The following is a 22,238-nucleotide window of genomic DNA, read 5'->3' on the forward strand; positions in this document are numbered from 1 at the left end:
GTCCTACGGCGGCCGCCGGGGCCGCGATGGCCGCGCCCGGTGCAGCGCCTGCGCCTGAGCCAGACGCACCGGCCCGGGAGGCCACGGCTGCCCCCGAGGCGACCGGGCCCGCAGCGGCCACCGCCGCCCCGACCATCAAGCCGGGCGCCGAGGCCGCCCCGGAAGCAACAGGCGCCCCGGGCAATGCCGAGTGGGAGACCCAGTGGTCCGAGACCGCCCCGCCGGCGGAGACACACACCGCCGCGGCCCACGCTGAGCCGGCCCGCGGTGCGCACGCTGTGACGGCCGCCGAGCTTGGCGGTGCTGCGGAGACTGGCGCGGCGGGCCTGCCCGTCCACCACCCGGAATACACTGAGCCCCACGCTCCGACTCTGCCCGGGGCGGAATCGGCAGCCGCGGAACCAGTCGACGACGAGAACACCGGTACCGGCACGGCCACTTCAACCAGCACTGGCGTTGATACCGGCACCGGCACGGCGATGCCCGGACTACCCGACGCCGGGACACAGCCCACGGGTCCCGGCGACACGGAAACGACGCAGATGGCAGCCCCGCCGGCAGGGGCCGGGGCCTCCGCCAGCCAAACGGCCGAGCCCACCGGCCATTTGGCCACTGAGCAGCCCTACGGCGAGGGGTCAGCGRCTCCGGCCGCCGACGGGAGCGGCCCTGTGGGTTTCACAGTCAAGGGCAATGCCTCGTCGATGATCTACCACGACGAGACCAGCCCGGCGTATGAAGAAACCCGGGCTGAGGTGTGGTTTGCCTCCCCGGCCCACGCCGAAGCAGCCGGGTTTCGGCCGCCGCGCCGGACACGGCAGTAGCCGGCGGTCCGGTCGGCCGATCCATCCGTTCTCATCGCGTCCGTTGATGCTCGTCCGTTTCACCCGCAGGCGCTTCTTCTTCAGTGCGGTGGCCCGGGCCGTGGCGCTTGCCGTTGTCCTGTTTTTCCTGAGCGCCTGTACCGGCGGCTCAACCTCGCCCGTGGTTCAGCCGGGAGACCGCACTGCCACCGGCGCAGCGGGTACGGCCGGGGCAGCGGGTGAGCCCACGGTTGCAAGCCGGGTTAATGGGCTGCAACTGCCGTGGTCCACGGTCCATCTACCCGACGGCACCGCGGTCATCTCCGAGCGCGACACAGCACTGCTCAGGACCATCAAAGACGGACAGCTCGGTACGGTCGGCAAGGTGCCCGGCGTCGTGCCCGGCGGCGAAGGCGGCCTCCTGGGCCTTGCCCTTTCGCCCAACTTCGCGTCGGACCGTTACCTCTACGCCTACTTCACCGCGGAGGCGGACAACAGAATCGCCCGCATGCGGCTGGAGGAACGTGGCGGCCGGCTGGAGCTCGGTGCCTTGGAACCGGTTTTCACCGGCATTTCCAAGGCCGGCACGCACAACGGCGGCCGGATCCGCTTTGGGCCCGATGGTTTCCTGTATGTGGGGACGGGCGATTCGCAGCGCCGGGAGCAGCCGCAGGACCGCGCGGCGCTCGGCGGAAAGATCCTCCGACTCACTCCGGATGGCAGGCCGGCACCGGGAAACCCGTTCGGCGATAACCCCGTCTACAGCTTCGGCCACAGGAACGTCCAGGGACTGGCCTGGGACAGCGCGGGCCGTCTGTGGGCCAGCGAATTCGGCCCGGACGTCAACGACGAGCTCAACCTGATCGTGCCGGGCGGCAACTACGGCTGGCCCGAGGTGACGGGCGCCCCGCACCGCCCCGGCTTCCTGGACGCCAAGGTGGTGTGGCCGTCGACGGCGGAGTCTTCCCCCAGCGGACTCGAAATTGCCGGCAGCACCGCCTACCTGGGCGCCCTGCGCGGCCAAAGGCTTTGGGTCGTTCCCCTTAACGGCGAATTCGCCGGAGATCCTGTGAGCTATTTCACAGGAAAGTATGGCCGGGTGCGCAACGTTTCACTCGCTCCTGACGGGCGCCTGTGGCTCCTCAGCAACGGGCAAAACCCTGATTTCGCGCTGATTTTGAACCTCCCCGGCTAACCTGGACCATCCCGCGCCCCTCGATTTCACACGACAGCCAATCTCGTGTAGAGTTTCATGTCGTTGCGGAGAACAACGCGGGAAATAAAAAGCCCCGAGGAACGAAAACAACAGATGCACCTCTAGCTCAACTGGCAGAGCAATTGACTCTTAATCAATGGGTTCCGGGTTCGAGTCCCGGGGGGTGCACCAGCGAGAAACCCCGTCACGCAGGCTTAGCGGCCTGCGGGACGGGGTTTCTTTTTTGTTGGCGAAAAGGAGCCGGCGACGACGCCGTGGCGGGCCGGATCCGGGCTGGTGCGCAGACCAGACTCGCAATCAGGTTGGCGAAGGCCTCCCCGACCGGCCGGGCCGGAATGACTTGCCTTTTAGGGCACTGACCGTAGACTCGGCCCATGTCTGGTCCTGGGGGAACGAAAACAGTCCGCTGCGCTGCGGCATCCGTTGTTGGCCTGCTGCTCGCGGGTAGTTTGGCCTCCTGCGCCTACGAGGACGAGGGCGATCCGCGGCCGACGGCGGCCGGGCAAAGCCACCGCCCGGCGCCCGCCGCCCCGACCAGAGATCCGGGGGTGCTGGGGGTGGAAGCGAGCAACTACGCCGAGCTGCACAAGCGTCTGGCCGAGGCGCCAGGGGCCGCGCTCCTCTCCGACGCCGGTCCGGCGGACGGGCCAGGGGTTGGCTTCACCAAAGCCGCAATGGTGACGGTCGCCGGTCCGCACACAGTCACCGCGGCCTGCGTGGGCATCCCCCATGCCCAGATCTTCCTCTCCCAGAACTCGCTGGGCGGAACAGAGCACACGGTGTTCGAGGTCGATTGCTCGCGAACCCAATCGCAGGTCGTACAACTGCAGAAGGGCTACGTCAGCGCCCAGTTGACCCGCCCGGACCCGACCGGCGCCTGGACCGGGGCGGTCGCCGGAATCAAAGTCACGGCCCAGTGAGGCTGACGAGCCTGGTGCGGACGCCGCTGGACGTGCATTGGACCCAGCCCAACGTGTGGTGGAGGGACTACTGATGCCAACCGTAGATGCTGCCCTCGATCCGTATCGTAACTGGACCGAGCCTCGCGACGGAGTCGGAGTCGGGTCGAACCCATTCCGGCTCGCCAGCAAGGTGAAGTCAGGAGCCTCCCTCGACGAAGTCTCAGGGGCTTGGGCCGCCCACGCACTTTTGCCCGGGCTGGAGGCACTCTGGCTATCAAGTCGCGAGGCGTGGCTGTTCCAAGACATCGACTACGGCCAATGGGGCCTCCACATTCTGGAACCCGCGACGGCGGCAGCGCGCACCGACGCCGAGCGAGCGAGCCGACCGAAAGACTTTGTGCCGAGCGACGCAGTCATCGGCGAGTTCCTTGGCGACACGGACCTCTTGGTACTGGAAGCCAACGGCGGCGTCTTGGTCGCACAGCCCCTGGACCCGCGCAGTGACTGGCCACTGGCGGCGTCGACGCTGTCCGAGTTCCTGACCCTGTATCTCGAAGCTGTGGGCGATAAATACTGGGAGAGCTCCTGACCTCGACCTGAGCGCCCGGAGTGGAAGGGCCTGCGACCGGCCGCTGGCCCATGCGAGCTTCGTCCCCCTGCTCCGGGGAGCAGCCGCTGAAACCCGTGCCCTGCGATCCGAAGGTGTCGACATGCCCGCCTTCGTGATGACCCGCAAGGCGCTTGTCGTCCTCTCCGTCATCGCCGGTGGGCTCTGGATCGTCTTTGCGGTCCTCGCATTCCTGGGTGAGTCCGCCTCCCCGTTGGTTCCGATCGCCTGGACAATTGTGCTTGCCCTCCAGGGCCGCCGCTGGAGATCCTTGCCGCGGTGAATGCCAGGTCAGCTGTGCGGCCGGCAGCGGACCAGGCGCTGAACTTCCAGGAGCTGCGAGTCATCCGCGGTTCCATTCGCTTGCGGCCCTCAGTGGCCGGCATGAGTCAGATCCCCGGATGCTTGGGGTCTTTGGCGGGGAGCGGGGTTCGCTGTCGCTGCCCGGTGCTCATGGCTCATGGCTCATGGCTCATGGCTCATGGCTCATGGCTCATGGCTCATGGCTCATGGCTCATGGCTCATGGCTCATGGCTCACCCTACCCATTCTTGGTCCACAGTGGCGATGGTTTGCTGAGCGCAGACCTTGCCCGGGCTAAGGAGACACGCAAAGGCCAGGATTCCCCGGCTGCCGGCGGTGGAACCCTACGATGGTAGGGATGAACTCCACCCGGAAGGCCTCGTACGCAGCCGCTGTGGCCCTGCTGCTCGCGGTCTCGCCGTTGGTCGTTGCGCTGCCCGCGGCGGCTGCGCCCTGCAAGTCTGCCGGCCTTCTTCCCGTGAAGATCTGCCCCGCCTCACCGACGCCGGTCCCACCGTCCGCTTCCCCGGCGCCCAGTGTGACTCCCCCGGGCAGCACAGCGCCGCCGTCGGACCCCGCGCCGCCCCAACCACCGTCTCAGCCGCCGTCTCAAAGCCAGGTCCCCGGACAGGACGCGGCTCCGCCGACGCCGGGCCCCGCCCCCTCCGTCAGCCAAGGAGCCCCCACCCCACCGGCCACGGGTGCTGTTCCGGTCCCAGCCACGGCGGGAACGTCCGCCCCTCAGTCGCCAGACGCTGGCCAGGGCCCAGAGTCCGCAACGGCGATTCCTTCCGCAGCGGCGGCCGGCAGGGTTGGTCCCGGACCGGACGGGCAAGGCAGTCTTGCCGGCGGATTCCTGCTGGCGCTCAGCGGTCTGCTTATAGGCCTCTCCGCGGCCATTGGCCTCCGCCGGCCCGCCGGGCCATGAAACGGCCGCCGAACCGTCACAGTGAACTGTGTGGCTCAGCGGCCGCCTCATGCACATCGATTTATCAGACTTTCTCGCGGGACCGGTCGCGCACCTTCTCCGGCTCTTCGACCGTGAACTCCTTGCTGCGGCGGGGGAAGGCCCAGAACCTGAATTCCGGCGCCTCCGCCCGGGTCTCYGGGCGATCCTCAGAATCCTTTGCGGCATCCTTCCTGGTATCCCGCCAGGAATCCCTGTTGTACGAATAGCACATCACTGACCTCCTTCGTGGTGATTGCCTATTAATCGTCCTCCCGATCGGCTGGCGCGTCGAGACTTCCGGACTGCCCTTTTGCGCCTGGGCGGCAGGCTGGCCCAAGGGTTCCAGCGGACGGGTCTGCGCCGTCGGCCGGCCTTCCCGCCGGCACGGGCCGCGGTTAGACTCCATCCAATGCACCACTGCGACCAATGGGGGAATCATGGAGTTGCCCATCCCCCTGTACGCTCTCTCACGGAACAGAAGAAGCCAACGCGCGCCACGCCACGCAAAGGATGAACAGCCATGACCGTCCCGCCCAACGCCTCCGCCCCTGGCCCTGGCTGGTATCCGGACCCGGCAGGCTCGGGCCGGCTTCAGTGGTGGAACGGTTCGGCCTGGACCGGCGAGTTCAACGCACCGCAGTTCCAGGCGACAGCGCCCCGCCACCCGGTGGCGCCGCGCAGGCGCATCAGCGACCGAACACCGGTCTACAACGCGTACATCTGGACAATTGTGGCCCTGCCGCTCGTACCGCTCATCCTGCTGATGTTCTGGAACCCTGTGCTCCGGCTGCGCACCGTGGGCCCGCGGCAGATCCAGACAATTGATCCGGCGTCGATTTTCACGGCGCCTTACTTCCTCTTCATAGCAATCAGTTTCGTGGCCTACGGCGTGTCCGCCCTCCTGGCGTACCTGGACTGGGACCGGCTGCGCAAGGACGGCGTTGTCCGGCCCTTCCACTGGGCGTGGGTGTTCCTCAGCAGGGAGGTCTACGTGATTGGCCGCTCCGTGATCGTCCACGAGGTAGCACCGCGGCGGGGGCTCGCCCCGGTGTGGGTCACGATCAGCGTCGTCTTGCTCACGGCGGTGCTCACCGGCCTCAAAATGTCAGCCATCGTCGCCACCCTGGCGAACCAGGCCGTAACGGTGTAGGCAGCGTCAATCCAGGCAGTGGCCAACGTGCCGGGGCTGCTCCGACCGCCAGCATCCCAGCTCCTGAAGCGATCCGTCCGATTGCTGCAGAAACAGGGTCTTTAGTCCCTTTTGAGAGTCAATGCAGGGGCGTTGACTGGAAAGGTGCTCCGGGCAACAGTTCTGGAGCGACCGGTCCTGCAGACCCGGACCGACAACAACGCCGGCCAGAGAGCCCGACGCGACCACCAAAGATGATATTCAGATCTCCCGGTGCCCTCACTGAGGATCGCGTCAGCAGACACGCAAATCATGGGCCCCCGGCAGCATGCCTGTCCGGCCCGCCCCGGGGCCAGGGAAATCGATCTCCGTTAGGACCAAGTTTCATGAACAAGGCTATTCGCATCATTGGAACAACCGCGGTGACCGCCGCACTGGGCCTGGGCGCCAGCGCCCTGCCTGCCAGCGCCGCCGCTACCACTTCGACCGCCTCCGCCAGCTCCTGGAGTCAGTCCTCATTTGTGAACCGGCACCACATGCGGGACAACAACCGGCACGACACGCGCAATGGCTGGTGGGACGGGGAGAACCGGTGGCATGACAACGCCGACGGATGGGGGTGGCGCGACGATCATGGCAATTGGCGGGACGACAACGACCACCGCGGCTCGTGGACGGGCCGGGACGGCTGCCGGCATGACAAGGACGGGTTCTGGGACCATCACGGAAACCGGCACGACAATAGGCACCACAACCACCACAGGAACACCTGGTGACCTCTCACCACTGAAGGCCTCGAGAACGGAACTGATTGGGACGGCGGGAAACCCTGCCGTCCCGTTCCCGTTCCCCCACAGCAGTGTGGCTAATTCAGCGGGGTGGCCCCGGCAATGGCGCCCGGCTCGGCAGCCGTGACGATGGCGTTGGCCTCCGGCGAGGAAGACTTGGTTGCCAGCACCCTGACCACGGCCTGGAGCTCCTGCCGCAGCACGTCGGGGTCAATGGGCGTGGCGGCGAGCACGGAACGTTCCATGTCGGCGGCCGCGGCAACCGCCTCGCGCCCCTGGTCAGTCAGCGACACCACATGGCTGCGCCGGTCGGAGGTGCTGCGGTGCCGCGAAATGTGGCCGTGCGCTTCCAGCCGGCTCAGTGTCTTGCCCATTGTCTGGGCCTGGACCCGGACGAGCTGGGCCAATTGGGCTTGCGTCATCGGCCCATTCGCCGAGAGCACCTCCATGGCGATCACCCCGGCATGGGTCAGGCCAATGGCCCCCAATTTTTCGTTCCAGGAGTGTTCTACAAGACGTGCTGCCGTGGACAATAGGCGGCCCGTGGGCCAGCGATCCATATCAGGCATACCCAAGAGTATAGCCAGCAGCGGATTCGTCCGGCGCCGATCGCGTCACTACGCTGGATTATCACCCCGCTTCATGACCAACCTCACCAAGGAGACACCCGTGTCCGAGCGACTCACCGCCGGTGCCACAGCACCGGATTTCACCCTCAAGAACGCCGAAGGACAGGACGTCAGCCTGCGTGATTTCCGGGGCAGGAAGACCGTGCTCTACTTCTACCCGGCAGCCGCCACGCCGGGATGCACCAAGGAGGCGTGCGATTTCCGGGATTCCCTCGGCGCGCTTCAGGCCGCCGGTTATGACGTCGTGGGCGTCTCCCCCGACCCCGTCGGGAAGCTTGCCGCGTTCGCGGCCGCCGAAGGGCTGAACTTCCCGCTGCTCTCTGACGAAGACCACTCCGTCGCCGAGGCCTACGCGGCCTGGGGCGAAAAGAAAAACTACGGCAAGACCTACCAGGGCCTGATCCGCTCGACCATCGTCGTCGACGCCGACGGCCGGGTTGCCGTCGCACAGTACAACGTCCGGGCCACCGGGCATGTCGCCAAACTTCGCCGGGACCTGAACCTCGACGCCTAGTCCCCGGTCTCCGGTCCGTCCGCCCGCGGCAGCCGTTGCAACCAGCAAACCGGCAATAGGTACAATAGAGCCTGGCGCCCGCCTCCGGGGTTCTTCCCCGGGACGACGGCGCCGCGCGCGAGTGGTGAAATTGGCAGACACGCAGGATTTAGGTTCCTGTGCCTTCGGGCGTGGGGGTTCAAGTCCCCCCTTGCGCACAGAGAGAACCCCGGTCTTCGGACCGGGGTTCTTGTGGTTTCCGGCGCTGTTCCGGGATTTTTCAGGAGTTTTGACGCCGCCAAAAAGAATTTCACATCCGCACCCATCCGTTTCCTCCGAGCGGCCGAATACCCATTGAGACACCAACCAAGGGTCGGTGCCCAACAGTCGGGAAAGGGCCGCAGCGGCAAAAATTCGCCGCCGGCAAACATCGGCACAACAAAGGAGAAACCGAAATGCAGAACATCAAGCGCACCACGTTCGCCGTTGCAGGTATCGCAGCTGCCGCCATGCTCAGCCTCACTGCCTGTGGCGGATCCAGCGCCTCGTCGGCCCCCGCCTCCTCGGCCCCGTCCTCCGCACCGGCGGAATCCAGCATGGCCTCCCCCTCCACGAGCGCCTCCGCTGCGGCCATGGATCCGGCCGCCAACCTCGTCGGCTCCGGCTGCGCCGCCTACGCCGCCCAGGTTCCCAGCGGTGCCGGCTCCGTCTCCGGCATGGCGCTTGACCCGGTAGCCACCGCGGCGTCCAACAACCCGGTCCTCACCACCCTGACCGCCGCCGTGTCCGGCAAGCTCAACCCCAAGGTCAACCTGGTGGATACGCTCAACGGCAGCGAATTCACCGTCTTCRCCCCGACGGATGACGCCTTCAAGAAGATCGATCCGGCCACGATCGAGGCCCTGAAGACGGACGACGCCACGCTGAGCAAGATCCTGACCTACCACGTTGTCCCCGGCAAGATCACCCCGGACCAGATCGTCGGCACCCACAAGACGGTTGAAGGCGGTTCGGTGACGGTCACCGGCACCAAGGATGCCCTCAAGGTTGACGGCGCCAACGTTGTCTGCGGCGGCGTCCAGACCGCCAACGCCACTGTCTACATGGTCGACTCAGTCCTGATGCCCAAGTAGTCAGCCCTTTTGCACTCCTGCCCGGCTCCAGCCTGACTCCCTGGACCACTAGGAGAAGGGGAGGCCCGCACCACCAGGTGCGGGCCTCCGCTTTTTTGCGCTGCCGTGCGCCTTGCGGCGGTGTGCCACAAGAGCTGGCGGACCCGGCCGTCAACTAGACTGGGGCTGGTCCGCAGCCGGCGGGCCATCCAGTTCCCAGAGGTGATTCTCGAGTGCCCAGCAGTACAGTGCCCAGCAGGACAGTGCGGCGGATTGCCGCCAGCATTGGGGCCGCCCTCCTTGTCCTGCCGCTCGCGTCCTGCACGGGCAGCCTCGGCCCGGCACCCAGCTCCACCACCGCCTCTGCCACCGCCAGCGCGGCACCTACCGCGCTTTTCACCTTCGGCACTGGCTCGGAGCCGCTCGGGCTCGATCCTGCCCTGGTCTCCGACGTCGAGTCCTACCGCGTCACCCGGCAGGTACTGGAGGGCCTCGTGGGCGTAGACCAGACCACCGGCCAGCCCACGCCGCTGCTGGCCACCGAATGGTCCCAGAGCGATGAAGGCCGGACCTACGAGTTCAAGCTGCGCGGGAACGTCAAATTCCAGGACGGGACACCGTTCGATGCCGCCGCGGTCTGCACCAACTTCAACCGCTGGTTCAACTTCTCACCGGCCCTCCGCGAACAGGCCACCGGTACCACCTTCAAGGGCGTCTTCAAGGCCCATGCGGACCAGGCGCCGCTGTCCATATACAAGAACTGCACCGCCGTCGCGCCGGACAATGTGCGGATCGGCCTCACCCAGCCCTTCACGGGTTTTCTCCAGGCCCTCACCCTGCCGGCCTTCGCGATCTCTTCGCCCAAGGCCCTCGCCGCGGAGAACGCTGACGTCCTGAACCAGAGCCGGGGCGGGCAGCCGGTATCCGCTTACGGCCTCCACCCGGTAGGCACAGGACCGTACGTTTTCGGCTCCTGGGATTCGGGCAGCGTCACCCTGGCCAGCAACAAGGACTACTGGGGGGACAAGGGGCAGATCGGCACCATCAAGTTCGTGACCTACGATCACCCGCAGACCCGGATGCRGGCGCTCCTGGACGGCAAGATCGACGCCTACGACGCCGTCACCGTGGGAAACTTTGACCAACTGGTCAAGAGCGGAAAGCAGATCATCCAGCGGGACCCGTTCTCCGTGATGTACCTGGGCATGAACCAGCAAGTCCCCATCCTGCAGAACCTCAAGGTCCGCCAGGCGATCGAAATGGCGCTGGACAAGGACACGCTGATCCGCCGGTTCTTCATCGACAACACGGCCCAGGCATCCCAGTTCGTTCCACCCAAGCTCAGCGGCTTCAACAACAACGCCGCGGCGCTCGGCTACAACCCGGGCAAGGCCAAGGAACTCCTGGCCGAGGCCGGCTACAAGGGCGAGGAGCTGAAGTTCTACTATCCGCTCAACGTCACCCGGCCCTACCTGCCGACGCCGGAAAAGGTGTACGCCGAAATCAGCCGTCAACTGACCGCCGTCGGGCTCAACGTCAAGCCCGTACCGGTGGACTGGGCTGACGGCTACCTGCAGAAGGTCACGTCCCCGGGCGACCACGCCCTGCACCTGCTCGGCTGGAACGGATCGTATTCGGACCCCGACAATTTCGTGGGCCCGCTCTTCGGCGAGAACACCGGCGAATTCGGTTACCAGGATCCCCAGGTCTTCTCCAAGATCGCCCGGGCCCGCGGCCTGCCGGACGGCAAGGACCGCACCGAGGAGTACCAGACCATCAACGGGCAGATCGCGGCCACGGTGCCCGCGGTTCCCATTGCCTTCCCGATCTCGGCCCTGGCGCTCTCGGACCGGGTGCTGAAGTACCCGGCGTCGCCGGTACTGAACGAAGTTTTCACAAAGGTCGAGCTAAGGCCTTGACGCCCGGGGCCAATTTCAGTTAGTGGGCGGTGCGGGATATTCTGTGACAGCCAGAGCCGCTGCTATCGGAGACTGATTGTGACTTTCATTTCCAAGACCCAACACGCCGACGTCGTCCTGATTGGCGGCGGCATCATGAGCGCCACGCTCGGCGCCTTCATCAAGCAGCTTGAGCCGAACTGGACCATCTCGCTCTTTGAGCGTCTGGACGAGCCCGGACTGGAAAGCTCCGACCCGTGGAACAACGCCGGCACCGGACACGCTGCCCTGTGTGAGCTTAATTACTCCCCCGCAGCCAAAGACGGCTCGGTGGACCCCGGCAAGGCCCTGAACATCAACGAGCAGTTCCAGCTGTCCCGCCAGTTCTGGTCCCACCTCGTCTCGAACTCGCTGATCGGCTCCCCCAAGGGGTTCATCAACACCGTTCCGCACATGAGCTTCGTGATCGGCGAGGACCACACCAAGTTCCTCCGCACCCGCTACGAGGCACTCAAGCCGAACCCGCTGTTCCGTTCGATGGAGTATTCCGAGGACCACGCGCAGATCGCCAAGTGGGCCCCGCTGATCGTCAAGGGCCGCGACCCCAAGCAGCGCGTCGCGGCAACCCGCGCCGCCGAGGGCACCGACGTCGACTTCGGCGCCCTGACCCGCGAGCTGACCACCTACCTGGGCAACAACGGCGTGGAGATCAACTACGGCCACAACGTCAGCGACATCAAGCGCGCGTCCGGGGGCGGCTGGGACCTGTCGCTGAAGCACGCCAGGAGCGGCGAGCACGGCTCCATCCACGCGAAGTTCGTGTTTGTCGGCGCCGGCGGCGGGGCCCTGCACCTGCTGCAGGCCTCCGGCATCCCGGAAGGCAAGGGGTTTGGCGGTTTCCCGGTCTCCGGCCAGTTCTTCCGCTGCACCGACGAGAGCATCGCTGCCCGGCACAGCGCGAAGGTCTACGGCCAGGCGTCTGTCGGCGCTCCGCCCATGTCCGTGCCGCACCTGGACACCCGCTACGTCAACGGCAAGCGCTCCCTGCTGTTCGGTCCGTACGCCGGCTTCTCCACGAACTTCCTCAAGAGCGGCTCCTACCTGGACCTGCCGCTGTCCATCCGCCCCTCCAACATCATCCCGATGCTGGCCGTGGCCAAGGACAACATGGACCTCACCGCCTACCTGATCAAGGAAGTCGCCAAGCGTCACGGCGACAAGGTCGAGGCCCTGCGGGAGTACTACCCCGAGGCCAAGGACGGCGACTGGGAGCTCATCACCGCCGGCCAGCGGGTCCAGATCATCAAGAAGGACCCGAAGAAGGGCGGCGTGCTGCAGTTCGGCACCGAGGTCATCGCCGGACGCGACGGCACCATCGGCGCCCTGCTTGGCGCATCCCCGGGCGCGTCCACCGCCGTGCCGATCATGATCGAGCTGCTCCAGAAGTCCTTCCCGAAGAACTTCAAGGGCTGGCAGTCCAAGCTCAAGGACATGATGCCCGGCTACGGCGTCAAGCTCAACGACAACCCTGAGCTCGCCGCCAAGCTGGAGGCCGAGACGGCCAAGACGCTGCAACTCGAACAGGTCACCGCCAGCAACTAAGCCGGCGCCCGGCCGCGGCTGGTTTACACTGCTGGTTTGGGACCGCTGCAACCCGTGACGTCCCCGTTTTTTGATGTCCCGTTGTGCAGGACGCCCCCGACCCACCAGGAGACCATGAGATGTTCCGGCTCGCAAAGCTGTCTCTCGCCAACCGGGCCCTGATCGCGCTGATCACGGTGTTCGCTTGCGTTTTCGGCGTGATCACGATGTCCTCGCTGAAGCAGGAGCTCATCCCCTCCATCGAGTTCCCGCAGATCACCGTGATCTCCTCGATGCCCGGTGCGTCGCCGGAAGTCGTGGACAAGCAGATCAGTGCCCCGTTGGAAAAGGCGCTGAACAGCGTCGAGGGGCTGGAATCGACGTCATCAACGTCCCGGAACGGCGTCTCGCAGATTTCCCTGGCGTTCACCTACGGCTCCAACCTGGACCGTGCCCGGAACCAGATCGACCGCGCCATCTCCAACGCCAAGCAGGCCCTGCCGAAGGACGTGCAGCCGCAGGCGATCGCCGGGAGCATCAGCGACTTCCCGATCGTCTTCCTGGCCGTGTCCTCGGACAAACCGCTCAGTGAACTCAACGCCGATCTCGCCCGGCTCAGCGTCCCCAGGCTGCAGAAGCTCGACGGCGTGCGCGGCGCCGACGTGACCGGCGGCGCCACGCAGCACATCCAGATCCTGCCGCGGCCCCGGGATCTGGCGGCATCGGGCGCGAGCCTCCAGGCCATCAGCGACGCGCTGAAGAACAACGGTGCATTGGTCCCGGCGGGCACCATCGAGGAACAGGGCAAGACCCTCTCGCTGCAGATCGGCAGCCCGGTGGACTCCCTCGACGCCATCAAGGCCCTCCCCCTGGGCGCGGCCCGCGATGCGGCGACGATCGGCAGCGTGGCGGACGTCAGCCTGGTCGAGGACGCGCGCACGTCAATCACGCGGACCAACGGCAAGGAAACCCTCGCCCTGTCCGTGACCAAGAAGCCCGAGGGCGACACCGTCGCGATCTCCCACGCGGTCAAGGACGCCATCCCGCAGCTTGAGGCCGAGCTTGGCTCCAACGCCAAATTCACCCCGGTCTTCGACCAGGCGCCGTTCATCGAGAAGTCCATCAAGGACCTCACCACCGAGGGCCTGCTGGGTCTGGGCTTCGCCGTCCTGGTGATCCTGGTGTTCCTGATGTCCGTACGCGCCACCCTGGTGACGGCAGTGTCCATCCCGCTGTCCCTGCTGATCACGTTCATCGGCCTCTCGGGCACCGGCTACTCGCTCAACATCCTCACCCTTGGCGCGCTCACCATCGCGATCGGCCGCGTCGTGGACGACTCGATCGTGGTCATCGAAAACATTAAACGGCACCTGAGCTACGGCGAGGACAAGATCACCGCGATCGGGACGGCCATCCGCGAAGTTGCCGGCGCCATCACGGCGTCCACCCTGACCACCGTGGCCGTCTTCCTGCCCATCGCCTTCGTCGGCGACCTGGCCGGTGCGCTGTTCCGGCCGTTCGCCCTGACAGTGACCATCGCCCTGCTCTCCTCGCTGCTGGTCTCGCTGACCATCGTGCCGGTGCTGGCCTACTGGTTCCTGCGCGCGCCCGCCGTCACCGGCTCTCCGGCGTCTGCCGCTGGCATTGCCACCAAGGCGCACGAGGCCGAGCAGAGCACGCTCCTGCAGCGCGGCTACCTGCCTGTCCTGTCCGGTACGCAGCGGCACCCGGTCCTCACCCTGGTCGCCGCGGCCCTGGTGCTTGCCGGCACCGTGGCGATGTCCCCGCTGCTCGCCACCGACCTCCTGGGGCGCTCCGGCGAGAACAGCATGACCGTCAAGCAGGCCTTGCCGGCAGGGACCAGCCTTGACGAGGCCAGCGCTTCGGCGATCCGCGTCGAGGACACCCTGCGGGGCATCGACGGAATCAAGGACGTCCAGGCCACCACCGGCAACGCCCAAACCGGCTTCTCGGCCCTGCTCTCCTCCGGCGCGTCCAATTCGACGTTCACCGTGGTGACGGACGAGAAAGCCAACCAGGGCAAGCTCCAGGAGACCGTCCGCAGCGAACTCTCCAAGCTCGGCGACGCCGGAAAGATCACGGTCGGTTCCCAGCAGGGCGGCTTCGGCACTTCGTCAACCGTGGACATCACCCTCAAGGCCGCCACCACCGCCGATCTCCAGACGGCCAGTGACGCGATGGTCAAGGCCATGGACGGTGTCCCGGGCAGCAGCGAAGTGGCCACCAACCTGGCCGCCAGCCAGCCGGTGGTCCAGGTCAAGGTGGACCGCGCCAAGGCCGTCGCGGCCGGCCTGAACGAGGAGCGCGTGGCCGGGGTCCTGGCCGCCACGATCAGCCCGATTCCGGCCGGAACGATCCGCATCGACACCAACGACTTCCCGGTCCGGATTGGCGAGGGCACCCGCTTCACGAGCATCGAGGCCGTCCGGGACATGCCGCTCCCGACGGCGGCCGGCGCCGTTGCGCTGGGCAGCATCGCCTCGGTAGAGCAGGTGGACGTCCCCGTCTCCATCACCGCCAGCAACGGCCAGCGCACCGCGCGGGTCTCGGTGACGCCGTCGGGCTCCAACCTCGGCGCGGTCAGCACCGAGGTGCAGAACCGGCTCAAGTCAGTCCAGCTGCCGCCCGGGGTGACCGCCACGATCGGCGGTGCCACGACGCAGCAGGCCGATTCGTTCCGCCAGCTCGGACTCGCACTGCTCGCTGCCATCGCGATCGTCTACGTGATCATGGTGGCTGCGTTCAAATCGCTCGTGCAACCGCTGATCCTGCTGGTCTCCGTCCCGTTCGCCGCGACAGGCGCAATCGCCCTGCTCGTGGTGACCGGCGTGCCGTTGGGCCTGCCGTCGCTGATCGGCATGTTGATGCTCGTGGGCATCGTGGTGACCAATGCGATTGTGCTGATCGACCTCATCAACCAGTACCGCCAGCCGCGCAACGGCGAACCCGGGATGAACGTGGCGGACGCGATCACGCACGGCGCCCGCCAGCGCCTCCGCCCCATCCTCATGACGGCGCTCGCCACGGTATGCGCCCTGACACCGATGGCGCTGGGACTGACTGGCGGCGGCGGATTCATCTCCCAGCCCCTGGCGATCGTGGTGATCGGCGGCCTGATCTCCTCCACCGCCCTCACACTCATCCTGGTCCCGGTGCTGTACCGGCTCGTGGAAGGCCGGCGCGAGCGCAGGGCACTGCAGAAGTCGCTGCGCCGTGGACGCCATTCCGGGCCGGCCGTGACCGAGGACTTCCCCGACGACTTCCCCGAAGACGCTCCCCTGCCAACCAGTTCGCACTAGGAACCAGAACCCGGCGTCCCTGCCTTGTCCCGCGATGCCGGGAGCGTCCCGTGGGTGCCACGGGCGCCATGTGCTGCATGGGTTCCGTGGGATCCCCTAGAGGGCTTCGGGCGGCCACCAGCCGCCGCGACGCCGTCCCTGTGACGGGGCCCGCTGGACACCAAGGCCGCGAGGGTTGACGGTGCTGCGGGGACCGTCACCTCGCGCGCCGGGTTGCCGGTATAGGTTGCATCTTCCGGGACGTCTTCGCCCTTCATCAAGAGGGCGTCGGCACCGAGTGACGAACCATCCTGCATCGTCACCCCGTAGTTGACCCACGAATCCACGCCAAGGGAGCAGCGGTTGCCGAGAACGATGTAGTCGGACTTGAAGGCCCCGTCTTCCATGGAGTGGCCCTGAATGGTGGSTCCTTCATTGAACGCACAATCATCACCGATAGCCACAAGAGTTTTCTCCGGTATGTTGGCGCCGGCATCGTAGAGCCGCTTGCCGACCTTGACGCCCAGCATTCGCCAGATCACGGGCTTGAACGGGGTTCCGTTGAAGCCCGGCATGGCCAGCAGCTTCCATAGACGTTCGTGCCGCCAGAAGTAGGGGTCGTAGATGGAGCAGTATTGCGGCTTCAGGTGGCGGAAGCCCATGACCGAGCGCTCAACAAGCACGGCAATCAGTACGCGGAACAGCAGCAAGGTGAGCATCATGGCTGCGATCGCCAGCACACCGAGGAAGCTGAATGCCGACACGGCAACGGCGGCGCTAAACGTGGCAACAAACAACAGGAACCAGCGCACGGCCAGGAACAGCACCATGCTCAGGATGTTGTGCCGGTTCTTTGCCGGGAGAGCGCTGTTCCGCGCCTCTGCAATCGTCTGTTCATCAAATTGGGCGTCACGCTGAACAGACCGGGGAATCTCGAACGGCGGTGACCCCAGCAGGCCCACATCCGCACGGATCGGACCGTCGATCGGAATCATCACCTTCGTGGCCAAGAGACAGTTCTCCCCGACCCTGGATCCGATCGGAACACTGATGGCATTACCGAGAAAGTTGTGGCCAGCCAGGTGGACCCGCGAGAGACGGAACGACGTGCTTGAGAAGTCGGCGTTCATCATGTTGAGGCCGTCCGCGACCATAGTTCCTGTTCCCACTGAGCTCAGGAACGGCGACTCGTGGGCCAGTGTGGGGCCGAAGTTTGACCCGGTTTGCTCCACCCTGCCGAGGTTATAACCCAAGGCCTTCAGATAGTGCACTATGTACGAACTATCGCCGAAGACATCTTTGTACAGTTTGACGTTGGACACGCGGGCGATCATGCGCTGGATGGTGAAGTGCACGCCGTACAGCGGATAGACCTTTTCCGGCTTGATGAAGCGGTTGAGCAAACGCGGGATGCTGAAGATGATGATCAGGCCGGTGATCAGCCCGACAACGAACAGAACCACTGTTACGGCGAGTACGTCTATGAAAAAGTTTGGGGAGCCCGGCTGCAGGTGTCCCGTGCTCAGGTAGGGGGGCAGGAGCACGGCCAGCCCGAGAAGGCCCGCCGGAACCACCAGGACCAAACGGTTGAACAACTGGAGAAGGCTGAAAATGACCCTGCGTCGCGTGCCGCAATTAGTGGGCGGGACACGCAGGTAATTGGTGTTGGTGCGCGCAGCAGGCGAACCGTGCCAGATTTGTCCACCAGGTACAACCTGCCCGGTCTGCAACGATGAAGCATGTCCCAGCTGAGTGTCGTCTCCCATCGACGTAGCGATGTCCAACGTGGTTTTCTCCGACACAAGGACATTTCTGCCCAGCATCACGGGACCGGTTTCAATCATGCCCGAGCGTGCCCGATAGCATTGGAACGAGGAGTTCTTGTGGATGACTGTGTTGTCACCGACGCTGAGCAGGTCCGGGCACGCGGGCACCTTCCGGGAGAAGATCACCACCCCCTTGCCGATCTTTGCACCCAGGAGCCGCAGGTACACCACATACAGCGGAGAGCCGACGAACAAGACCAGTGGATTTGCCCTGGTAAGTGTCTTGACTGCCCAAAAACGGAGATAAGCCAGACTCCATATTCGGATGTTGCCCGGCTTCCACCGCCCAACCAGAATCCACTTGGCGAGGATCGGGGTCACGGAAAGGATCAGGAACATGGCGGCGCCGAAACCAATGGACCGCAGCCACATGTCAAATGGATTGCTGCCCCCGGATGTCCACTGGAAGCCGATAATCAGCAGGGAAGCAGCGTACGAAGTGTAAGCCAGGAAAATCAGCAACTGAATTGCCCCGCACATGACGAACTGGAAGGTGCTGGGTGGTGGCATCGGAACCGGGGGTACAGCGTCGGTCTCTGCTACGGCCGCAACGAGGACGGATTCACTGTGCCGGGCTTCGAGGCAGGCGGCGAGCTGCCGGACCGTCGGGTTCTCATAGATATCCTGCATCGCGGCTGCGGGCAGGGCGGTTTCTTTCCTGATGCGGGCGCAATAGCGGGCCATCAACAGCGAGTCGGCGCCAAGGTCGTTGAAGAAGTGGGCATCGGTGGAAACCTTCTCAAGGCTCAGGACGGTGCCAAGCTGCGCGGCCAGGGCCTCTTCGGCGGCGGTTGTGGGGGCAGTGAAGGACCCCGCAGCCGCCCGGCTGATCCTGTGCTCGGGACGGGGTAGCCGCTTCCTGTCCACTTTGTCACTGGCCATCATGGGAATGGAGTCCAGCTGTTCAAAATAGGCAGGAACCATGTATCCGGGGAGCCTGGTGCGCAGCATCCGGTGGAGGTCATGAGCATCCACGCCCTCCACGTCCTGGCGCAGGGTGTAGTAGGCGGCCAGCTCCACGGTTCCTTGTTCCGGCTCATACGTCTGTACGACTGCCTGTGCAATGCCGGGGAGCTGCAGGAGGACGGATTCTATTTCGCTCAGTTCGATGCGGTAGCCACGTATTTTGACTTGGGTATCGATCCGGCCGAAATATTCGAGCTGCCCGTCGTCGTTCACCCGTCCGAGGTCCCCGGTGCGATAAATCCGGCCGGAGGGATTGTTCTCAATTCCGAGGAAATCCGGGACAAAGGCCCGCTCTGTCAGGTCCTGACGGTTCACGTACCCGCGCGCCAGCCCCACCCCTGCGAGGCCGATTTCTCCCATTTCACCGCGCGGCAGGGCCCGAAGCTCGGCGGGATCCACAATGACCGCGGTGTAGGTGGGCAAGGGCACTCCGAGGGACACGGGCAGGTCCGGGTCCAGGACCGACCAGGTGGCAGTCACGGTCGCTTCGGTGGGGCCGTAGACGTTCAGGAAGCGCCGGCCGGGGCGGTGCCAGCGCATCACGAGATCCTTCGGGCACGCCTCTCCTGAGACCAGCAGGAACCGCAAATCGGGCAGGTCCTCGTCAAGCGTGGCCAGCAGCGTTGGAACGCAGCAAAGGGCGGTGATCCGTTTTTCCTGCAGGTACTCAGCGAGTTCGGCACCCAGCATGCTGGACCGGCCCGGTTTGGGCACCAGCGTGGCTCCGACCATCCAGGCAACCCAGATTTCCTCCACCGAGAAATCGAAGGCGATCGTCATGCCTTGGTACACGCGGTCAGTGGACTCAATCCCGTAGATGTCAGAGGCCACCCGGACAAAATTGCAGATGCTGGCCTGCTCCACTGCCACGCCCTTGGGCCGGCCGGTCGAGCCGGAGGTGTAGATAATGTATGCCAGCTCATCCTTGGTTCCGCCATGGTCCGCGGTTCCCAAACGGGAGGATTCCTCGGCGTCGATCTGGGCCTGCACATCATCGACGCACACCGTGACGGCGGCTACCTCAGGCAGCAGATCCCTCAGATGGGACAGAGACAGGACCATGGCCACGTTGGCGTCCTCGACAATGTACTGAAGACGGTCAGGGGGAAACCCAGGGTCCAGGGGAACATAGGCCGCGTGGATCTTCAGAACAGCCAGCATTGCCACGTAGGCCCGCCATGGCTGGTCAAACAGCAGGGCGATGCGGTCACCCGGCCGGGCACCGCACACCAGGAGATGCCGCGCCAGCTGGTTCGCCCGTTCATCCAGCTCCGTGTACGTCAGGACAACGTCCCCCGCATCGACTGCAACCTGGTCGCCGCGCCCCTGTTCCCGCAAGCGGTCGCAACTATCCTCAAACAGCCGGTCCAACCGCTCGCCCCGCTGCCAGCGAGCGGCCTGATCGGGCGCAGCCGACGTGAGGACAGTTCCGCCTTCCGAGCCGCCGATCATCGACATGATTCCCCGCAACTCGGGAGGTCTGGTGAGGCCGTTGCCGGTCCTCGCGGTCTTGCCCATCCTTTAGCTCCTTCGCTAGAAGTGACGTGCCACAGTTCTGTCGCCCGCCGGAACAGGGGTCATATCCTGGCCGGAAATCGGGACCCACGTCTGGAGCGGGGGGCCAACAGCGGGTGTGAGATGGCCTTCATGACCGGCCGCCGTTGCCTCGTCCGCCGGGGTCATGCCGAAGGCCCGCCGGACAGCGCGCTCGGCATCCGCGAGCCGGTCGGCGTGCGTGACAGCCCCCACGGACGTCTCGGAGATGTCGACGAGATCGAGCTCCACGTCGGCGTCGGACAGGGCCTTGAGGAAGGTGCAGAAGATTTCCGGGGACGACCGCATGCCCAGTCCAGTAATGGACACCCGGCCTACCCGGTCCTCGTGCTGCAAACCTTCAAATCCAATGCTTCCCTTTTCGGCATCCAGCACGGCAAGGGCGTTGCCCGCATGGGCAGCAGGCACGATCAGGGCAACGTCGGAACGCCTCGGGCCGGGGCCGGCCGTATTTTGGACAATTGCCTGGACATGCGCCCCGGAACGAGAGAGGACATGCAAGATGCGCGCCATGCTGTCCGGCTGGTCCGGAATTCCCACCACAGTGATTTTCGACGCCGAGTTGACCCCGGCTACTGCGGTCACCTCGGGTTGTTCCCTGGCGGGCTGGAGCGGTGGATGACGGTCAAGGCCGGGCAGGATCAACGTCCCGGGCTCCGGCACGAAGGAGGACCTCACATGGATCGGAATACCGAACCGGCGGGCGTATTCAACACACCGCAGGTGCAGTACCTTGCAGCCGGAGGCGGCGAACTCAAGCATTTCCTCGCTAGAGAGGATCTCGATCTTCCGCGCCGTCGGGACAACCCGGGGATCCGCGGTGTAGACGCCGTCGACGTCCGTGTATATCTCGCAAATATCGGCTTCGAGCGCAGCGGCCAGGGCGACCGCGGTGAGATCCGAGCCGCCACGGCCGAGCGTGGTCACCCTGTTCCGTTTCTGCGTCCTGCCCTGGAATCCTGCGACGATGGGGACCTCGCCACGGGCCAGACTGCTGCGGACGCGGTCCGGCCTGACATCAGTGATGTGTGCCTTGCCGTGGATGTTGTCGGTGATGAGGCCGGCCGCACTGCCGGTAAATGTGCGGGGCAGCTGGCCGAGGTCCGCCAGGGCAATCGCCAAAAGGGCCGAGGACACAAGCTCGCCGATGCTCAGCAGGGCGTCAAGGTCCACAGGCAGCGGCCGGGCGGAAACTTCCGCGGCAAGATCGCAGAGTTCATCGGTGGTGTCCCCCATGGCGGACACCACCGCCACGACCCGATAGCCGTTGGTCCGTGTTTTGGCGATCCGCTCGGCTGCCCGGAGGATACCCGCGGCATCCGCCAGAGACGAACCGCCAAACTTTTGAACAATGACACTACCCGGGGGAATCGCCCGGTCGGTCTCCGCTAGATCACTGTCGTTGAAAGCTGTTGCCTTGCGGGTACCCATTTTGCTCCCCGAAATCTACTTCGATTCTTGCAAGGGGCACTGGCCCCTTTGAGCCGTTTTGCCCTGTTCGGATGCTCAAATGGTTGATCCCAAGGCCACCGGCTCCCCGGTCACAGTCACCGCGGCTGCAGCGAGAATATCGAGTCCCTTCTGAAGATCCTCGGGGCTGATAGTCAGCGCGGGCATCGTCTTGACCACTTCACCTTCGGGTCCGGACGTTTCCACGAGCAGACCACGGGCGAAGGATTCGGCCGCAATCTTCTCCGCAGTTTCGGGGTTGGGGTAGTAAACACCCGCGAGCAGTCCCCGGCCACGGACCGTGGCGCCTTCGACGCCCGCTGCGATCTGGGTAAGCCCCTCGTGGAGCTGGGAACTGAGCCCCGCGACGCTTGACTGGAAGCTGCCGTCCCGCCAGTAGTGCTCCAGGGCAGCGGCGCCGGTGACGAAAGCCGGGTTGTGCCCCCGGAAAGTTCCGTTGTGCTCGCCAGGCTTCCAAATATCCAGTCCGGGTTTGAACAGTGTCAGTGCCAAAGGCAGTCCAAAGCCCGAGATGGATTTCGACAGGCAGACGATATCCGGAGTGATCCCCGCTTCCTCGAAGCTGAAGAAGTTCCCGGTCCGTCCGCAGCCGGCCTGCACATCATCCACGATGAGCAGGATGTCGTGTTCCCGGCACAGCTCGGCAAGGCCTCGCAGCCAGGACGCCCGGGCAGCCCTGAGCCCACCCTCGCCCTGGACGGTTTCGACGATCACCGC

Annotated in this window: 16 protein-coding genes and 2 tRNA genes; 14 read left to right on the top strand and 4 right to left on the bottom strand. The window is 65.4% G+C overall.

What is annotated here, in order from left to right:
* The 8 genes from AC1D1W_RS14935 to AC1D1W_RS14970 form a co-directional block, all read left to right on the top strand.
* Positions 1-821 (top strand): sunset domain-containing protein (locus tag AC1D1W_RS14935; RefSeq protein ID WP_476944090.1); only part of this gene is annotated, 821 nt, incomplete at its 5' end.
* 46 nt (positions 822-867) lie between these two features.
* Complete coding sequence (locus AC1D1W_RS14940; protein WP_476944091.1) at positions 868-1,995, top strand: PQQ-dependent sugar dehydrogenase; 1,128 nt, start codon at positions 868-870, stop codon at positions 1,993-1,995.
* 116 nt (positions 1,996-2,111) lie between these two features.
* Positions 2,112-2,187 (top strand) — tRNA-Lys (locus AC1D1W_RS14945).
* Positions 2,188-2,390: 203 nt separating this feature from the next.
* Positions 2,391-2,936 carry a hypothetical protein gene (locus AC1D1W_RS14950; RefSeq protein ID WP_476944092.1) on the top strand — a complete coding sequence of 182 codons (546 nt, stop codon included), beginning with the start codon at positions 2,391-2,393 and terminating at the stop codon, positions 2,934-2,936.
* A 172-nt stretch (positions 2,937-3,108) separates the two neighbouring features.
* The gene (locus AC1D1W_RS14955) at positions 3,109-3,507 is read left to right on the top strand and encodes a hypothetical protein (RefSeq protein WP_476944093.1); all 399 of its coding nucleotides are present in this window, start codon (positions 3,109-3,111) and stop codon (positions 3,505-3,507) included.
* Between the two features lie 121 nt (positions 3,508-3,628).
* Positions 3,629-3,808, top strand: coding sequence for a hypothetical protein (locus AC1D1W_RS14960; RefSeq protein ID WP_243181311.1), 180 nt, complete (start codon positions 3,629-3,631; stop codon positions 3,806-3,808).
* A gap of 1,488 nt (positions 3,809-5,296) precedes the next feature.
* Positions 5,297-5,926: a DUF2510 domain-containing protein gene (locus tag AC1D1W_RS14965; protein ID WP_476944094.1), complete on the top strand. Its 630-nt coding sequence runs from the start codon at positions 5,297-5,299 to the stop codon at positions 5,924-5,926.
* A 365-nt stretch (positions 5,927-6,291) separates the two neighbouring features.
* Entirely contained in the window at positions 6,292-6,681 is a 390-nt protein-coding gene (locus tag AC1D1W_RS14970; protein WP_243181309.1) for a hypothetical protein, read from the top strand.
* 89 nt (positions 6,682-6,770) lie between these two features.
* Here the strand turns inward: AC1D1W_RS14970 and AC1D1W_RS14975 are convergent, their stop codons facing one another.
* Positions 6,771-7,253, bottom strand: a complete 483-nt coding sequence (locus AC1D1W_RS14975; protein ID WP_043433894.1) for a MarR family winged helix-turn-helix transcriptional regulator — start codon at positions 7,251-7,253, stop codon at positions 6,771-6,773.
* A 109-nt stretch (positions 7,254-7,362) separates the two neighbouring features.
* Here AC1D1W_RS14975 and bcp point away from each other — a divergent pair, with 109 nt between their 5' ends.
* From bcp to AC1D1W_RS15005, 6 genes are all read left to right on the top strand, one after another.
* Positions 7,363-7,836, top strand: a complete 474-nt coding sequence (gene bcp / locus AC1D1W_RS14980) for a thioredoxin-dependent thiol peroxidase (protein ID WP_476944095.1) — start codon at positions 7,363-7,365, stop codon at positions 7,834-7,836.
* Positions 7,837-7,951: 115 nt separating this feature from the next.
* A tRNA-Leu gene (locus tag AC1D1W_RS14985) sits at positions 7,952-8,033 on the top strand.
* Positions 8,034-8,270: 237 nt separating this feature from the next.
* Positions 8,271-8,948: a fasciclin domain-containing protein gene (locus AC1D1W_RS14990; RefSeq protein WP_476944096.1), complete on the top strand. Its 678-nt coding sequence runs from the start codon at positions 8,271-8,273 to the stop codon at positions 8,946-8,948.
* A 242-nt stretch (positions 8,949-9,190) separates the two neighbouring features.
* The gene (locus AC1D1W_RS14995) at positions 9,191-10,846 is read left to right on the top strand and encodes an ABC transporter substrate-binding protein (protein ID WP_476944101.1); all 1,656 of its coding nucleotides are present in this window, start codon (positions 9,191-9,193) and stop codon (positions 10,844-10,846) included.
* A 78-nt stretch (positions 10,847-10,924) separates the two neighbouring features.
* On the top strand, positions 10,925-12,427 hold the full coding sequence (locus AC1D1W_RS15000; protein ID WP_243181306.1) for a malate:quinone oxidoreductase: 1,503 nt from the start codon (positions 10,925-10,927) through the stop codon (positions 12,425-12,427).
* Positions 12,428-12,546: 119 nt separating this feature from the next.
* Complete coding sequence (locus tag AC1D1W_RS15005) at positions 12,547-15,726, top strand: efflux RND transporter permease subunit (RefSeq protein WP_476944097.1); 3,180 nt, start codon at positions 12,547-12,549, stop codon at positions 15,724-15,726.
* Here AC1D1W_RS15005 and AC1D1W_RS15010 read toward each other — a convergent pair.
* The 3 genes from AC1D1W_RS15010 to AC1D1W_RS15020 all read right to left on the bottom strand — a co-directional run.
* A complete protein-coding gene (locus tag AC1D1W_RS15010; protein ID WP_476944098.1) occupies positions 15,723-20,015 on the bottom strand; it encodes a Pls/PosA family non-ribosomal peptide synthetase in 4,293 nt (1,430 codons plus the stop codon). The two genes, AC1D1W_RS15005 and AC1D1W_RS15010, sit on opposite strands and share 4 nt — an antisense overlap.
* Positions 20,016-20,030: 15 nt before the next feature.
* Positions 20,031-21,482 carry an aspartate kinase gene (locus AC1D1W_RS15015; protein ID WP_476944099.1) on the bottom strand — a complete coding sequence of 484 codons (1,452 nt, stop codon included), beginning with the start codon at positions 21,480-21,482 and terminating at the stop codon, positions 20,031-20,033.
* A gap of 75 nt (positions 21,483-21,557) precedes the next feature.
* On the bottom strand, positions 21,558-22,238 hold a 681-nt coding region (locus tag AC1D1W_RS15020; protein ID WP_476944100.1), incomplete at its 5' end, for an aminotransferase class III-fold pyridoxal phosphate-dependent enzyme.

The sequence above is a fragment of the Arthrobacter sp. P1_B4 genome (genome assembly GCF_056406555.1).

What these genes read in the sequence shown, in the direction of transcription:
- AC1D1W_RS14970 (WP_243181309.1), top strand. Translation starts at nt 6,292, where the DNA reads ATGAACAAGGCTATTCGCATCATTGGAACAACCGCGGTGACCGCCGCA.
- AC1D1W_RS15005 (WP_476944097.1), top strand. Translation starts at nt 12,547, where the DNA reads ATGTTCCGGCTCGCAAAGCTGTCTCTCGCCAACCGGGCCCTGATCGCG.
- AC1D1W_RS14960 (WP_243181311.1), top strand. Translation starts at nt 3,629, where the DNA reads ATGCCCGCCTTCGTGATGACCCGCAAGGCGCTTGTCGTCCTCTCCGTC.
- AC1D1W_RS14950 (WP_476944092.1), top strand. Translation starts at nt 2,391, where the DNA reads ATGTCTGGTCCTGGGGGAACGAAAACAGTCCGCTGCGCTGCGGCATCC.
- AC1D1W_RS14965 (WP_476944094.1), top strand. Translation starts at nt 5,297, where the DNA reads ATGACCGTCCCGCCCAACGCCTCCGCCCCTGGCCCTGGCTGGTATCCG.
- AC1D1W_RS14940 (WP_476944091.1), top strand. Translation starts at nt 868, where the DNA reads ATGCTCGTCCGTTTCACCCGCAGGCGCTTCTTCTTCAGTGCGGTGGCC.
- AC1D1W_RS14975 (WP_043433894.1), bottom strand. Translation starts at nt 7,253, where the DNA reads ATGGATCGCTGGCCCACGGGCCGCCTATTGTCCACGGCAGCACGTCTT.
- AC1D1W_RS15015 (WP_476944099.1), bottom strand. Translation starts at nt 21,482, where the DNA reads ATGGGTACCCGCAAGGCAACAGCTTTCAACGACAGTGATCTAGCGGAG.